Origin of the sequence: Ruegeria arenilitoris, assembly GCF_013035315.1 — a bacterium.
In the GTDB taxonomy this organism is placed as follows: Bacteria; Pseudomonadota; Alphaproteobacteria; order Rhodobacterales; family Rhodobacteraceae; genus Ruegeria; species Ruegeria arenilitoris_D.
On record NZ_WQHP01000005.1, the window covers coordinates 65,297 to 77,526 of the forward strand.

10 protein-coding genes are annotated in these 12,230 nt (G+C 59.8%); 5 read left to right on the forward strand and 5 right to left on the reverse strand.

Features of this window, described 5'->3' with window-relative positions:
- The first annotated feature begins 23 nt into the window (after window positions 1-23).
- Both GOV53_RS12135 and GOV53_RS12140 read left to right on the forward strand, forming a co-directional pair.
- Window positions 24-719, forward strand: a complete 696-nt coding sequence (locus GOV53_RS12135) for an ABC transporter ATP-binding protein (protein WP_170427095.1) — start codon at window positions 24-26, stop codon at window positions 717-719.
- The gene (locus GOV53_RS12140) at window positions 716-3,244 is read left to right on the forward strand and encodes an ABC transporter permease (RefSeq protein ID WP_170467001.1); all 2,529 of its coding nucleotides are present in this window, start codon (window positions 716-718) and stop codon (window positions 3,242-3,244) included. Before GOV53_RS12135 ends, GOV53_RS12140 begins: the two co-directional genes overlap by 4 nt.
- On the opposite strand, the gene GOV53_RS12145 is transcribed toward GOV53_RS12140, so the two are convergent.
- Window positions 3,241-3,693, reverse strand: coding sequence for an RrF2 family transcriptional regulator (locus GOV53_RS12145; RefSeq protein ID WP_170427093.1), 453 nt, complete (start codon window positions 3,691-3,693; stop codon window positions 3,241-3,243). The two genes, GOV53_RS12140 and GOV53_RS12145, sit on opposite strands and share 4 nt — an antisense overlap.
- 95 nt (window positions 3,694-3,788) lie before the next feature.
- Between GOV53_RS12145 and GOV53_RS12150 the strand changes: the two genes are divergently transcribed.
- Window positions 3,789-4,358, forward strand: a complete 570-nt coding sequence (locus GOV53_RS12150; protein ID WP_170467003.1) for a gamma-glutamylcyclotransferase family protein — start codon at window positions 3,789-3,791, stop codon at window positions 4,356-4,358.
- Between the two features lie 52 nt (window positions 4,359-4,410).
- Here GOV53_RS12150 and gltX read toward each other — a convergent pair whose 3' ends face one another.
- A complete protein-coding gene (gene gltX, locus GOV53_RS12155; RefSeq protein ID WP_170467005.1) occupies window positions 4,411-5,736 on the reverse strand; it encodes a glutamate--tRNA ligase in 1,326 nt (441 codons plus the stop codon).
- A gap of 240 nt (window positions 5,737-5,976) precedes the next feature.
- On the opposite strand from gltX, the gene GOV53_RS12160 reads away from it, so the two are divergent.
- On the forward strand, window positions 5,977-6,909 hold the full coding sequence (locus GOV53_RS12160) for an MBL fold metallo-hydrolase (RefSeq protein ID WP_170467007.1): 933 nt from the start codon (window positions 5,977-5,979) through the stop codon (window positions 6,907-6,909).
- 4 nt (window positions 6,910-6,913) lie between these two features.
- On the opposite strand, the gene GOV53_RS12165 is transcribed toward GOV53_RS12160, so the two are convergent.
- The 3 genes from GOV53_RS12165 to GOV53_RS12175 all read right to left on the reverse strand — a co-directional run bounded on the left by GOV53_RS12165 (window position 6,914) and on the right by GOV53_RS12175 (window position 10,622).
- Window positions 6,914-8,242 (reverse strand): NAD(P)/FAD-dependent oxidoreductase, encoded by a 1,329-nt coding sequence (locus tag GOV53_RS12165; protein ID WP_170467009.1) that lies wholly within the window; start codon window positions 8,240-8,242, stop codon window positions 6,914-6,916.
- 153 nt (window positions 8,243-8,395) lie between these two features.
- Window positions 8,396-8,629 carry a hypothetical protein gene (locus GOV53_RS12170; RefSeq protein ID WP_170467011.1) on the reverse strand — a complete coding sequence of 78 codons (234 nt, stop codon included), beginning with the start codon at window positions 8,627-8,629 and terminating at the stop codon, window positions 8,396-8,398.
- Window positions 8,630-8,963: 334 nt separating this feature from the next.
- The gene (locus GOV53_RS12175) at window positions 8,964-10,622 is read right to left on the reverse strand and encodes an NAD+ synthase (RefSeq protein ID WP_170467013.1); all 1,659 of its coding nucleotides are present in this window, start codon (window positions 10,620-10,622) and stop codon (window positions 8,964-8,966) included.
- 149 nt (window positions 10,623-10,771) lie between these two features.
- Between GOV53_RS12175 and GOV53_RS12180 the strand changes: the two genes are divergently transcribed.
- Window positions 10,772-12,229 (forward strand): MORN repeat-containing protein, encoded by a 1,458-nt coding sequence (locus GOV53_RS12180; protein ID WP_170467015.1) that lies wholly within the window; start codon window positions 10,772-10,774, stop codon window positions 12,227-12,229.
- Window position 12,230: the final 1 nt, after the last annotated feature.

Consider the following 12,230-nt stretch of genomic DNA (forward strand, 5'->3'; position numbering starts at 1 on the left):
CCGCCCCCTTTCTGGAAAGACCTATGACGACACCTGTTCTTTCGCTTAAAAATGCCGCTTTGTCGCTGGATGGCAATGCCGGACGGGTCGATATCCTGCACGAGGTTAACTTGACCGTCCAAAAAGGTGAAACGCTGGGGCTGGTTGGGCCGTCCGGGTCGGGCAAATCTTCGCTCTTGATGCTGATGGGCGGCCTGGAACAAGCGACCGGCGGAACGATAACAGCGCTCGGCCAGAACCTGACCGATATGGACGAGGACGCCTTGGCCCGTTTTCGACGCAATGCCATGGGCGTTGTGTTTCAGAACTTCCACCTGATCCCGACCATGACCGCGCTGGAAAACGTAGCGACACCTTTGGAGTTGGCAGGTCAGAAAGATGCGTTTCAACGGGCCGAGGCAGAATTGGACGCGGTCGGGCTGTCCCATCGGCGTGACCACTACCCGGCGCAATTATCAGGCGGTGAACAACAGCGTGTGGCACTTGCAAGGGCCGCGGCTCCGCGTCCGCAGATATTGCTTGCGGATGAACCCACCGGAAACCTTGATGAAACGAACGGCGCGGCCATCGTGGACTTGCTGTTTGGCCTGCGGGACCGACACGGGGCAACTCTGGTGCTGGTGACCCACAGCCATAGCCTGGCGCGCAGATGCGACAGGGTTGTTCGTTTGCGCGACGGGCGGATCTCGGAAGACAGTCAGCAAGAGGCGGCGGAATGAGCCTTCGGCTGGCCGGGCGGCTGGCACGCCGGGAACTTCGGGGCGGTCTGCGCGGGTTTCGCGTTTTTCTCGCCTGTCTGGCGCTTGGGGTCGCGGCGATCGCGGCTGTCGGCTCGGTCCGCCACGCGATACAGGCCGGCCTGACCGAAGAGGGCGCGGCGCTGCTGGGCGGGGACGCCCAGTTGGAATTCACCTATCGCTTTGCAACTGATGAAGAGCGTAGCTGGATGGACCAAACCGGGACGAACGTCTCGGAGGTGGTTGATTTCAGATCAATGGCCGTGGCCGGTCAGGGCGACCAAACGCAGCGCGCGCTGACGCAGGTCAAGTCGGTCGATGACGCTTATCCGCTGCTGGGCACACCGGTTCTGGACCCTCAGATGCCCCTGTCGACGGCCCTTGGCGCGCAGCAAGGTCTACCCGGCGCGGTTATGGACCCGGCACTGATTGACAGGTTGGAGTTATCCGTCGGGGACCAGTTTGCCCTAGGAACGCAGGACTTCGTTCTGAAAGCTGCACTGATCCATGAACCCGACGGGGCCGCTGATGGCTTTGGTCTGGGCCCCCGCACACTTGTTCGGACCGAGGATTTGCAAGCCTCGGGACTGTTGGCCCCCGGCACCTTGTTTTCAACCAAGTACCGCCTGACCCTGCCCCAAGGCACCAATTTGGCAGGCCTGTCTATGGAAGCCCGCGAGAATTTCGAGGGCACCGGCATGCGTTGGACCGATGCGCGTAATGGCGCACCCGGTATTGCCGAATTTGTCGGGCGGCTCAGCGCGTTTCTGGTGCTGGTGGGTTTGTCTGGCCTTGCGGTCGGTGGCATCGGCGTTTCGGCAGCGGTACGCGCCTATCTGTCCCAAAAGACCGAGACCATTGCAACACTGCGCACGCTGGGTGCAGACAGAGCGACGATATTTCAAACCTACATGATCCAGATCGGCGTCTTGTCCGCAGTCGGTATCCTGCTGGGCCTGGCTCTAGGTGGGCTACTCCCGTTGCTTTTGGCCCCGGTGATTGAGGCCAGCCTACCGGTCCCTGCCGTATTCTCGCTTTATACCGCTCCGCTGGCCGAAGCCGCCCTATATGGCTTGCTGACAGCATTCCTGTTTACGCTTTGGCCCCTTGCACGCACCGAAGACGTGCGCGCAGCGACCTTGTTTCGCGACGCGCTGACCTCGGCCCAAGCACTTCCCCGAGGCGTTTACCTGGCAGCCACCGGCCTTGGACTGGCTTTGCTGATCGCGTCGGCGGCCTGGTTCAGCGGCTCGGCCCGGCTGACACTCTGGACTGCCGGAGGGTTGGTGGGCGCGCTCCTCCTTCTTTCGCTCGCCGCGTTCGCTGTGCGAAAGCTGGCCCGCGTCAGTGCCCCATCGGCGCGTGGGCGCCCGGCCTTACGCTGGGCCTTATCCGCCATTTCCGACCCGCGCGAGGGCGCTGCATCTGTGGTGTTATCTCTGGGGCTGGGGCTTTCAGTCTTGGCTGCCGTCGGACAAATCGACGGCACCTTGCGCAACGCCATTTCCGGGAACCTACCGGATGTCGCGCCGTCGTACTTCTTTGTCGACATTCAAAAGGACCAGATGCCGGGATTTTCCGAGCGGCTGACCTCGGACCCTGCGGTCAGCCGGATCGAAAGCGCGCCAATGCTGCGCGGGATCATCACGCAGATCAACGGCCAACCCGCGCGCGAGGTGGCAGGCGACCACTGGGTTCTGGATGGCGACCGGGGTGTGACCTATTCTGTGTTACCGCCCGAAAATGCCCGGATCACCTCGGGCGAGTGGTGGGCCGAAGACTATTCCGGTACGCCGCAAGTAAGTTTCGCCGCCGAAGAAGCCGAAGAAATGGGCCTCAAACTGGGCGACCAGTTGACAGTGAACATTTTGGGCCGGGACATCACCGCAGAGCTTACATCGACACGCGAGGTCGACTTTTCGAATGCGGGGATGGGCTTCATCATGTCCATGAACCCGTCGGCCCTTGCTGGTGCGCCACACAGCTTTATCGCGACGGTCTATGCCGAAGAAGAAGCTGAAACCGCGATCCTGCGCGATCTGGCGGAGCAGTTCCCCAACATTACCGGGATCCGGGTTCGCGACGCGATAGACCGTGTCTCGGGCCTGTTGGCGGGCATCGCCGCCGCCACCTCTTATGGCGCGGGGATTTCCCTACTAACAGGTTTTCTGGTTCTGATCGGTGCTGCAGCAGCCGGAGAACCAGCCCGCCGCTATGAGGCTGCGGTTCTCAAAACGCTCGGGGCTGACCGGCGGCGCATCCTGTTCAGCTTTGCCTTGCGCGCCATCCTGTTGGGTGCGGCCGCTGGTGGCGTGGCCCTGTTGACCGGCATCTTGGGCGGCTGGGCCGTGGCCACATACATCTTCGACACCAGTTTCTCGGTCATCTGGCCGTCAGCCATTGGCATCGTTGTGGCCGGCATCATCGTGACGCTTGGCGCCGGGTTGATCTTCGCCTTGCGCCCCTTGGCCGTTCGTCCGGCCCGCACCCTGCGCGCCAGCGATTAACCGACGCGCGCGCAGGCCACAGGTTGCAGGATCTGCAGCAACTGATCGTTGTTACAGACAAGAGCATCCAAGGTGATATCGTCCAGCGAGGCATAAAACACCTCGGCCGCGTCCTGCAGCGCAAGACGTAACCGGCAGGCGTCGGTCAACGGGCACGTGTTATCGGCATCCGCAAAACACTCGGCCAGCGGCAGGTTTCCTTCGACATCGCGGAACACCGACCCGATGCGAATTTGACCGGCAGGCCGCGCCAGCATCATCCCGCCGTTGCGTCCGCGCTGGGTGCTGAGATAGTCCAGCTGGCTCAGTTGATTGATCACCTGCGCCAAGTGATTTTCCGAGATATTGCACACTTCTGCGATCTCTGACTTGGTGACCAGCCTGTCCTGATGAGCCGCACAATACATCAGCAGGCGCACCGCTATGTTCGTCCGTTTGGTTATCCGCATCGTGACCTCCCAAAATTCCAGATGCGACCTTATTGCATGTTCGGCAAAAAACCGGTTTGACATACATCAATCGTCACGAAAGGACGCTGAGGCTGATGGCAGACCCCTATTTCTTTGGCTACGGCAGCCTTGTGAACCTGTCGACGCATGATTTTCCCGACCCGCGACCGGCCCGCCTGAAGGGATGGCGACGCGCCTGGAGGCACACCGACCTGCGCCCGGTCGCCTTTCTGACAGCGGTTCCTGATGCTGGTTCCGAGATTGAGGGCATGATCGCACACGTTCCCAAAAACGACTGGGCCGCGCTGGACGAACGGGAATGGGCCTATGACCGGGTGCCTGCGACCCAGTCTATTTCGCATCCACTGAAACATGAGGTCGAGATCGCCGTCTACGCCGTGCCGCACGACAAGCACAATGCGCCGAGCAATCATCACCCTTTGCTGCTCAGTTACATTGACGTTGTGGTTCAGGGGTATTTGCGCGCGTTTGGAGAAAAGGGCGCGGATCGTTTCTTTGAGACCACCGACGGTTGGGATGCACCGATCCTGAACGACCGGGCCGAGCCTCGCTATCCGCGTCACCAACAATTGAAACCCACCGAGACGGAATTCGTAGATGACCGGCTCAACCGGATCGCGGCGCGGATCGTGCAGACCGCATAGAAAAAGGCGGGGCCGCTAGATCCCGCCTCTCCGAATGCATGTCCTGAAACGATCAGGCCTTAGCGCGGATTACCTGCAACAGCGGCAGCAGGGCGGCCATCTCGGGCCCACGCTCCATCCCGGTCAGCGCCTTGCGCAACGGCATGAACAGACCCTTGCCTTTACGGCCCGTGGCTTCCTTGACCGCGCTGGTCCATTTGCCCCATGTATCCCCGTCAAAGGGGCCTTCGGGCAGAAGAGCGATGGCTTCGGCAATAAAGTCGCGATCCTCATCCGCAATAAGCGGCTCGGCCCCATCGCGGCACAGCGCCCACCAACCTTTGAGGTCGGCCAGAGTGGTGATGTTCTCGCGTGCCATTGCCCAAAACGGCTCGGCCAGATCAGCGGGCACGCCTGCTTCTGCCACAGCCTCAGCTACATCGGTCAACGGCAGCGACTGCAGGTGCTTTGCGGTCAGAGGGAACAGATCCTGCACGTCGAACTTCGTCGGTGCAGCACCGAACCGGCCAATATCGAACCCGTCAATCAACTCGGCCATATCCGAGCGCAGTTCGACCGGATCAGACGAGCCCAAACGCGCCATCAGGCTCAGCAGAGCCATCGGTTGGACGCCTTGCTCGCGCAGATCACGCAGGGCGAGCGTACCCAGACGTTTCGACAGCGCCTCGCCCTGCGGGCCGGTCAGCAACGAATGGTGGGCAAAGCGCGGACAAGTGCCGCCCAGCGCCTCGATGATCTGAATCTGGGTCGCAGTGTTCGTGACGTGATCCGAGCCACGTACCACGTCCGTCACACCCATCTCGGTGTCATCGACAACGGACGCAATCGTATACAGAACCTGACCATCACCGCGGATCAGCACCGGGTCAGACACCGAGGATGCATCAATCGAGATGTCGCCCAGAATGCCGTCATTCCACTCGATCCGCTCATGATCCAGCTTGAAACGCCAGACGCCGTTGCCACGTTCGGCGCGCAGCGCTTCCTTCTCGGCATCACTCAGGTTCAGTGCAGCACGATCGTAGACCGGCGGCTTGCCCATGTTCAGTTGTTTCTTGCGCTTCAGGTCCAGCTCGGTCGGCGTCTCGAACGCCTCATAGAACCGACCCATATCGCGCAGCTTATCGGCGGCCTCGGCATAGCGATCAAGACGATCCGACTGACGCTCAATCCGATCCCATTGCAGTCCCAGCCATTCCATGTCCTGCTTGATGGCATCTACGTATTCTTCCTTCGACCGCTCGGGGTCGGTGTCGTCGATACGCAGGATGAACGTACCGCCAGCTTTGCGGGCGATCAGATAGTTCATCAGGGCGGTACGCAGGTTGCCCACATGGATGTAACCGGTGGGCGACGGGGCAAAACGGGTGGTGGTCATAGGTGTCTCCTGTTGGCGCGGCTCTTGTCACAGGATGGCGCAATTGTCCAGCAAAGGCGTTTTGGACGGAAAGGGCCGGATCGAGCGCATTTTTCCAGCTACCCGGACCGCAGATCGCGACCTAAACAAAAATTAACACGTAATGTTCATCCACGCAGCCCATCTTACAAGTGTATAAACTGGCAACAGACTCGCGCAGACCTAGACTTAACAAATGGTGTTCTGACAGGGAGAACCAAAATGACCATCAAAATGACACGCCGCGCAGCACTTGGAAGCGCAGCGGCTTTGCCCTTTGCCGCCGCCTCAACACCGCTTCTGGCGGCCGGGGCTGAGACCAAGGCAAATTCGACCATCGCCAAATCCTTTTCGCTGGGTGATTTCACCGTCACCACTCTGCTGGATGGCAGTCTGCCACGCGACGGTGCGCAGGAAATCTTTGGCGGCGGGGCTTCGGACGAAGACTTTGCCAAAGTCTCGGCAGACAACTTCATTTCGCCCGACGTTGCGCAATTTTTCTTTACCCCAACGCTGGTCAATACCGGGTCGGAACTGGTTCTGTTTGACACCGGCCTCGGCCAGGGCGGTATTCAGGCCGCGCTTGCGGATGCAGGTGTCACACCGGACCAGATCGACGTTGTGGTCATCACGCACATGCACCCCGACCATATTGGCGGCATGACAACCAATGATGCGCCAACTTTCGCGAACGCGCGTTATGTCACTGCATCGCCTGAATATGACTTCTGGTCAGCGCAGGATGCCGGCAACCGTGTTGGCGATCTGGTCGCCGCCAAGGTGACGCCACTGGCCGAGAAAATGACATTCCTTGAAGACGGCGGTGAAGTTACGTCCGGCATCACGGCTGTCGCAGCCTATGGCCATACGCCCGGCCACACGGTCTATCATCTGGAAAGCAACGGACAGCGGCTGGTCCTGACCGCCGATTTGGCCAACCATTACGTCTGGTCCTTCGCCCATCCCGAGTGGGAGGTGCGTTTTGACATGGACAAAGCCGCCGCAACAGCGTCGCGCCGCAATGTGCTGGGTATGCTGGCTGCCGACAAGGTTCCGATGATTGGCTATCACATGCCGTTCCCGGCAGCCGGGTATGTAGAAACCCGTGGCGATGGTTTCCGTTTTGTCCCGGTCAGCTATCAGATGATGGGCTGACGCCTTAGTAACCCGCGTCCGGCCGCACTTTCGACCCGTCCGAGAATCTGGACAGGCGAAAGGCGGTCGGATCGACACACGGCGCGGTCTCGCACACCAGATCGGCCATCAATCGCCCCGCCCCGGGTCCGATACCAAAGCCGTGGCCCGAGAATCCGGTTGCGATGAACATCCCCGAAATCTCATCAACCGCCGAGATGACCGGGACCGCGTCCGGTGTGACATCGATCATTCCAGCCCAGCTTTGCACGATCTCGGCCTGATCCAGCGCCGGGAAACCCTTTCGCGCGTGAGCCCAAGCCCGTCTCAGCGCTTTGGCGGATGGCTCTGGGTCCAAAACGCGGCAGTGTTCGAAGGGCGTGACGTCAGTCGGCAGCCATGACCGGTCCTGCCCGGCTTCAATCGACCAGCGCTTGGATAGGCGGAACCGCAAAGACCTCCATTCCTGTCGAAACGCGGGCAGAAACTGCCGCGCAAGCCGGAAACTATCCGGCACAATGTCGACCGTGTTTTCATGTCCGGATGCAATCGTATAGCCGCCATCGGCCCTTTTTCGGATAGCAAAATCGTCCGACCACAGAGCGGTTTCCGGTCCTTGCACAGGCGACGTGCGCAGAACTGTGTTCAGGACCTTGAGTTGCGGCAGCTCTATCCCTGCATTTCCGGCGAACAAGCGGGACCATGCGCCCCCCGCCAGCACGACACGAGCGCAAGAGACCCGGCCGCGTTCGGTAAAGACTCCTGTGATATGACCGTTTTGAACATCGACGCTGCGCACAGCGCAGTTGGTCATTACACACGCGCCTTTGTCGCGCGCCGCTTCGGCTATAGCCGGAGCTGCCCATTGCGGCTCGGCCCGCCCGTCCCTCGGCATGTGCAATGCCGTCTTCAAGCGGGTCTGGTTACCTGGTAACAAATCGTCCAGCGCGGCGCCCGAAAGCATCTGCGCGCCGGTTTGCATGCCCTCGACATTGCGCATCCAGCGCTCAAGATTGTTCTGATCGCGCGCACCTGATGCGCCGAAAAGAATACCAGACCGCGTGAATCCGGTTTTGCGGCCAATGCGCTGGTCGAGGTCTTGCCAAACACGATGCGATTCCACCATCAACGGAATTTCACGCGGGTCCCGCAGCCCCAATCGCACCCAACCCCAATTTCTGGAACTCTGCTCGCCTGCAATCTGCCCCTTTTCGCATAGCAGAACCGATGCGCCGCGTTCGGATAGTTCCAAAGCCGTCGAGGCACCAATGATTCCCCCGCCAATGACGACGACGTCCACGGCCTTGGGCAGATGCAGGTCAGGTTCTACGGGGGTTGGCTTGGGGCCGGGCATCTGCCGCTCTTACTTCATTGCTTGGACCGCAATGAATGCGTGCTATCCGCCCTTAAGCAACACGTCGCAGGGCACGCAGATCACAATTTTCAAAAGATGTGTCCATAGTGCCAGATTGATCCCTGGCACCATTCATTTTCCCTGATCAGAAGGTCAGGCAGCTCCGCAAAGCTCGGCCCATTTCTGGCGCAACGTAGCTGCCAGACCGGCCTCTTGAGCAGAGATATCTTCGTTCATGCTTTCCTGGGAAGGTAGCTCAGGCAGACCCGCTGCAGTTGCTGGTTCTTCCTGCGGCTTTGGCTGCTTGGTCGGCTGTTCAGCCCCCAGCAGATCGGCAATTGCGGAATCAAGCTTGCCTTCGTCCAGTTCGTGTCCCTCAGACTCCATGGTTTTCCACGGCAATGGCGAGTGGAGAGACCTGTCGTATTGCTCACGCATTTTCACACCAAATCGTTAACACAGACACCCAATTAATGACGCGTCACATAAAGAGCCCGGCCGAAATAACGAGCTAACCTAAAATGCGCCGCATCTGCCCCACTTGAGGCGGCAATTAAGCTAAAATGTGGCAGAAAAATGTCGTGATTTCAAGCCCATTGGGCATCGCTGCGCGAATCAAACCGACCATTGTCTCCGCAACGGAACCAATACGGGGTCAGTCAGGTTAATTCCTGAATCTTAGAAACCATGTGGCGACGCCAAAAACTCGGGCGGAATCGACTTAGGTGCGATCTCGCCAACGGTTCACAATCGGGTATCTGCGGTCCAGCCAGAAGGCGCGGCTGGTCAATCGGGTTCCAGGGGCGGACTGAAACCGTTTGTACTCGCTGATGTAGATCAGATGCTCGACTCGGCGGGCCACATCCGCATCGAAACCTGCTGCCTCGCAATCCGCGATCGAGCCTTCCTGATCCACCAGGATTTCCAGAATGGCATCCAGCTCGGGATAGTCCGGCAGACTGTCGCTGTCTTTTTGATCTTCTCGCAGTTCAGCACTGGGCGGCTTGTCGATCACCGAAGGTCGGATCACCTCGCCCCCTGGCCCCATCATCCAGTCGCGGTGATTGGCGTTGCGCCAGCGGCAGGTTTCAAACACGCGCGTTTTGTACAGGTCCTTGATCGGATTGTAGCCGCCATTCATATCGCCATAGATGGTTGCGTACCCAACCGCGACCTCGGATTTGTTGCCTGTGGTCAGCAGCATTTCACCAAATTTGTTCGACAGCGCCATCAGTAGCAGGCCGCGCAAGCGCGACTGAATGTTTTCTTCGGTCAGATCCTCGTCTCGCCCCGCAAACAGAGGCGCAAGGGTTTGGGTCACGGCAGCACGGCTGTCCGAGATCGGCACATAATCGTAGTGCACACCCAGCGCCTTGGCGACAGCTTCGGCATCGTCCAGAGAGGCTTGGCTGGTGTATTCCGACGGCAGCATGATACAACGTACGTTGTCCGCACCGATTGCATCCACCGCGATGGCCGCGACCAGCGCCGAGTCCACACCCCCGGACAGCCCCAACAGCGCCTTTTTGAACCCGGTTTTGCCCATATAATCGCGCAGGGATTGAACCATTGCGCGATAGTCCTGCTCCCATTCGTCGGGTTGCGGTACAATATCGGCCGGGACGATGCGCCAGCCGTCATTTCCGCGCTCAAGGTCTACATGCGCGACAGCCTCGTCAAAGACGGGCATGCGGAACGCCATTTCTCCGCCGGGGTTCAGACCGAAGGTGGCACCATCAAAGACCTGATCGTCCTGCCCGCCCACCATGTTCAGATAGATCAGCGGTAGGCCCGTCTCGACCACCCGGGCGACCATGTGGTTCAGGCGAACATCGTACTTGTCGCGAAAGTAAGGCGAGCCATTCGGGATCAACAGAAACTCGGCGCCTGTTTCCTCCAAAGTTTCAGCGACATCCGGGTGCCAACTGTCTTCGCAGATCGGGCTGCCGATCCGGGAGTTGCCGACCGAATAGGGCCCGCCCAGCGGACCGGCGTCATACAAGCGCACCTCGTCAAACACGGTTTCGTTCGGCAGATGATGCTTCAGCACTTTGCTGCTGATACGGCCTCCCTTGAGGATCAGGTAAGCATTATACAGCTTGTCGCCCTCGACCCATGGCCCGCCAATTGCGATGGCTGGTCCATCGGCACAATCCTCGGCCAGTTGCTGAACCGCCGCCATCGCTGCCCGATGGAACACGGGCTTCATGATCAGGTCCTGAGTGTTGTAACCGGTGATAAACATTTCCGGAAAGGCCACCAGATCGGCGCCGGCGTCTTGCCCCTGTTTCCACGCTGCACGCGCTTTGGCCGCGTTGCCTTGGATGTCCCCAACGGTGGGGTTCAGTTGCGCCAGAGTAATGCGGAAACGGTCGGCCATGCTGCCCTCTTGCCCTCGTCAGTCCTATTGCCATTTAGCAGATCGCACCGCGAGTAAAAGGCAAATGCGGCAAAACACGTTGCTCTGTCCGCACGGGTATCTTAGTTTTGCGCGAACAAGTCATAAACCTGGGCAAAGCAGGAACAACCATGAACGCATTCCGCATTTCTTTTGCCGTAACGGCGTTGGCATTGCTGGCCACATCCGGCTTTGCGCAAGACGGGCAGGTGATCGTTGCGGATGATGACGTCGGCGGCGTGTACGAAGGCACTTTCCTAAACGGCCTGCGCCATGGCGAAGGCACCTACCGCCTGCCCAACGGGTTCGAATATGTCGGCGAATGGGTCGAAGGCGAGATTCAGGGCAAGGGCATCGCGCGGTACGTCAACGGCTCGGTCTATGAAGGGATGTTCGCTCAGGGCCAGCCCGAGGGTCAGGGCAAGATTATTTATCCCGATGGCGGCAGCTATGAAGGTGAATGGGCAGACGGATCAATCAACGGAACCGGAGTCGCAAAATACACGAACGGCGTCCGGTACGAGGGCGGCTTCAAGGACGCGCGCTATCACGGCAAAGGCATTCTTACCGATCCCAGCGGGTACACCTACGAAGGCGACTGGGTGGATGGCGTCAAGCACGGCACCGGCAAAATCACCTCGGCGCAGGGCAGTGTTTATGAAGGCGACATCAAGGACGGCCTGCGCGATGGTCAGGGCACCCTGACTGTCCCGGATGGCATGACCTATACCGGCACATGGTCTCAGGACCGCATGACCGGCAAGGGCCGCTTGCTGCAAGCCAATGGCGATCTGTACGAAGGGGACCTGGTTGATGGCCGCCGTCAGGGCACGGGCAAGGCCACATACGCCAATGGCGCGACCTACGAGGGCGAATATGCCGACGACAGGCGCCACGGCAAAGGGCGTTTCCTGGGTACCGACGGGTTTGACTATACCGGTGAATGGGTGGACGGTCAGATCGAAGGGCTGGGTGAGGTCACCTATCCCGACGGAGCGACCTACACCGGTGACTTCAGCGCCGATCTGCCCCACGGCAAGGGCGTCCAAACCTATCCAGACGGAACGGTCTATGATGGCGAGTGGCAAGCTGGCATCTTCGAGGGGAATGGCAAGGCCACCTACCCCAATGGCGTTGTATATCAGGGCCAGTTCAAAAACGGCCTCAGCCACGGAAATGGCGTCCTGACCTTCGCAAACGGATACCGGTACGAGGGCGATTGGGTTGAAGGTGCGCGTCAAGGTCAGGGCAAAGCGACTTTTCCTGACGGCACCATCTATGAAGGCGCATTCAACGATGGGCAACGTCATGGCGAGGGCACCATCACCACACCGCGCGGCTTTAGCTATACCGGCGGTTGGGTCGAGGGCAAAATCAGCGGTCAAGGCGTGGCAACCTATGCCACTGGCGATGTCTACGAAGGCACATTTCTGGACAACAAGCGCCACGGCACCGGCACGATGCGCTATGCCAATGGTCAGGAAGAGACCGGCGTTTGGGAAAATGGCGTCTTGCCGCGCGAAAACGTGAGCGCGCCCGAAGAAAGCGATACCGAAGCCGTACCCGATACATCGGCTTCGGACGGCTGAT

What these genes read in the sequence shown, in the direction of transcription:
- GOV53_RS12165 (WP_170467009.1), bottom strand. Translation starts at nt 8,242, where the DNA reads ATGCCCGGCCCCAAGCCAACCCCCGTAGAACCTGACCTGCATCTGCCC.
- GOV53_RS12140 (WP_170467001.1), top strand. Translation starts at nt 716, where the DNA reads ATGAGCCTTCGGCTGGCCGGGCGGCTGGCACGCCGGGAACTTCGGGGC.
- GOV53_RS12180 (WP_170467015.1), top strand. Translation starts at nt 10,772, where the DNA reads ATGAACGCATTCCGCATTTCTTTTGCCGTAACGGCGTTGGCATTGCTG.
- GOV53_RS12150 (WP_170467003.1), top strand. Translation starts at nt 3,789, where the DNA reads ATGGCAGACCCCTATTTCTTTGGCTACGGCAGCCTTGTGAACCTGTCG.
- GOV53_RS12145 (WP_170427093.1), bottom strand. Translation starts at nt 3,693, where the DNA reads ATGCGGATAACCAAACGGACGAACATAGCGGTGCGCCTGCTGATGTAT.
- GOV53_RS12160 (WP_170467007.1), top strand. Translation starts at nt 5,977, where the DNA reads ATGACCATCAAAATGACACGCCGCGCAGCACTTGGAAGCGCAGCGGCT.
- gltX (WP_170467005.1), bottom strand. Translation starts at nt 5,736, where the DNA reads ATGACCACCACCCGTTTTGCCCCGTCGCCCACCGGTTACATCCATGTG.
- GOV53_RS12170 (WP_170467011.1), bottom strand. Translation starts at nt 8,629, where the DNA reads ATGGAGTCTGAGGGACACGAACTGGACGAAGGCAAGCTTGATTCCGCA.
- GOV53_RS12135 (WP_170427095.1), top strand. Translation starts at nt 24, where the DNA reads ATGACGACACCTGTTCTTTCGCTTAAAAATGCCGCTTTGTCGCTGGAT.
- GOV53_RS12175 (WP_170467013.1), bottom strand. Translation starts at nt 10,622, where the DNA reads ATGGCCGACCGTTTCCGCATTACTCTGGCGCAACTGAACCCCACCGTT.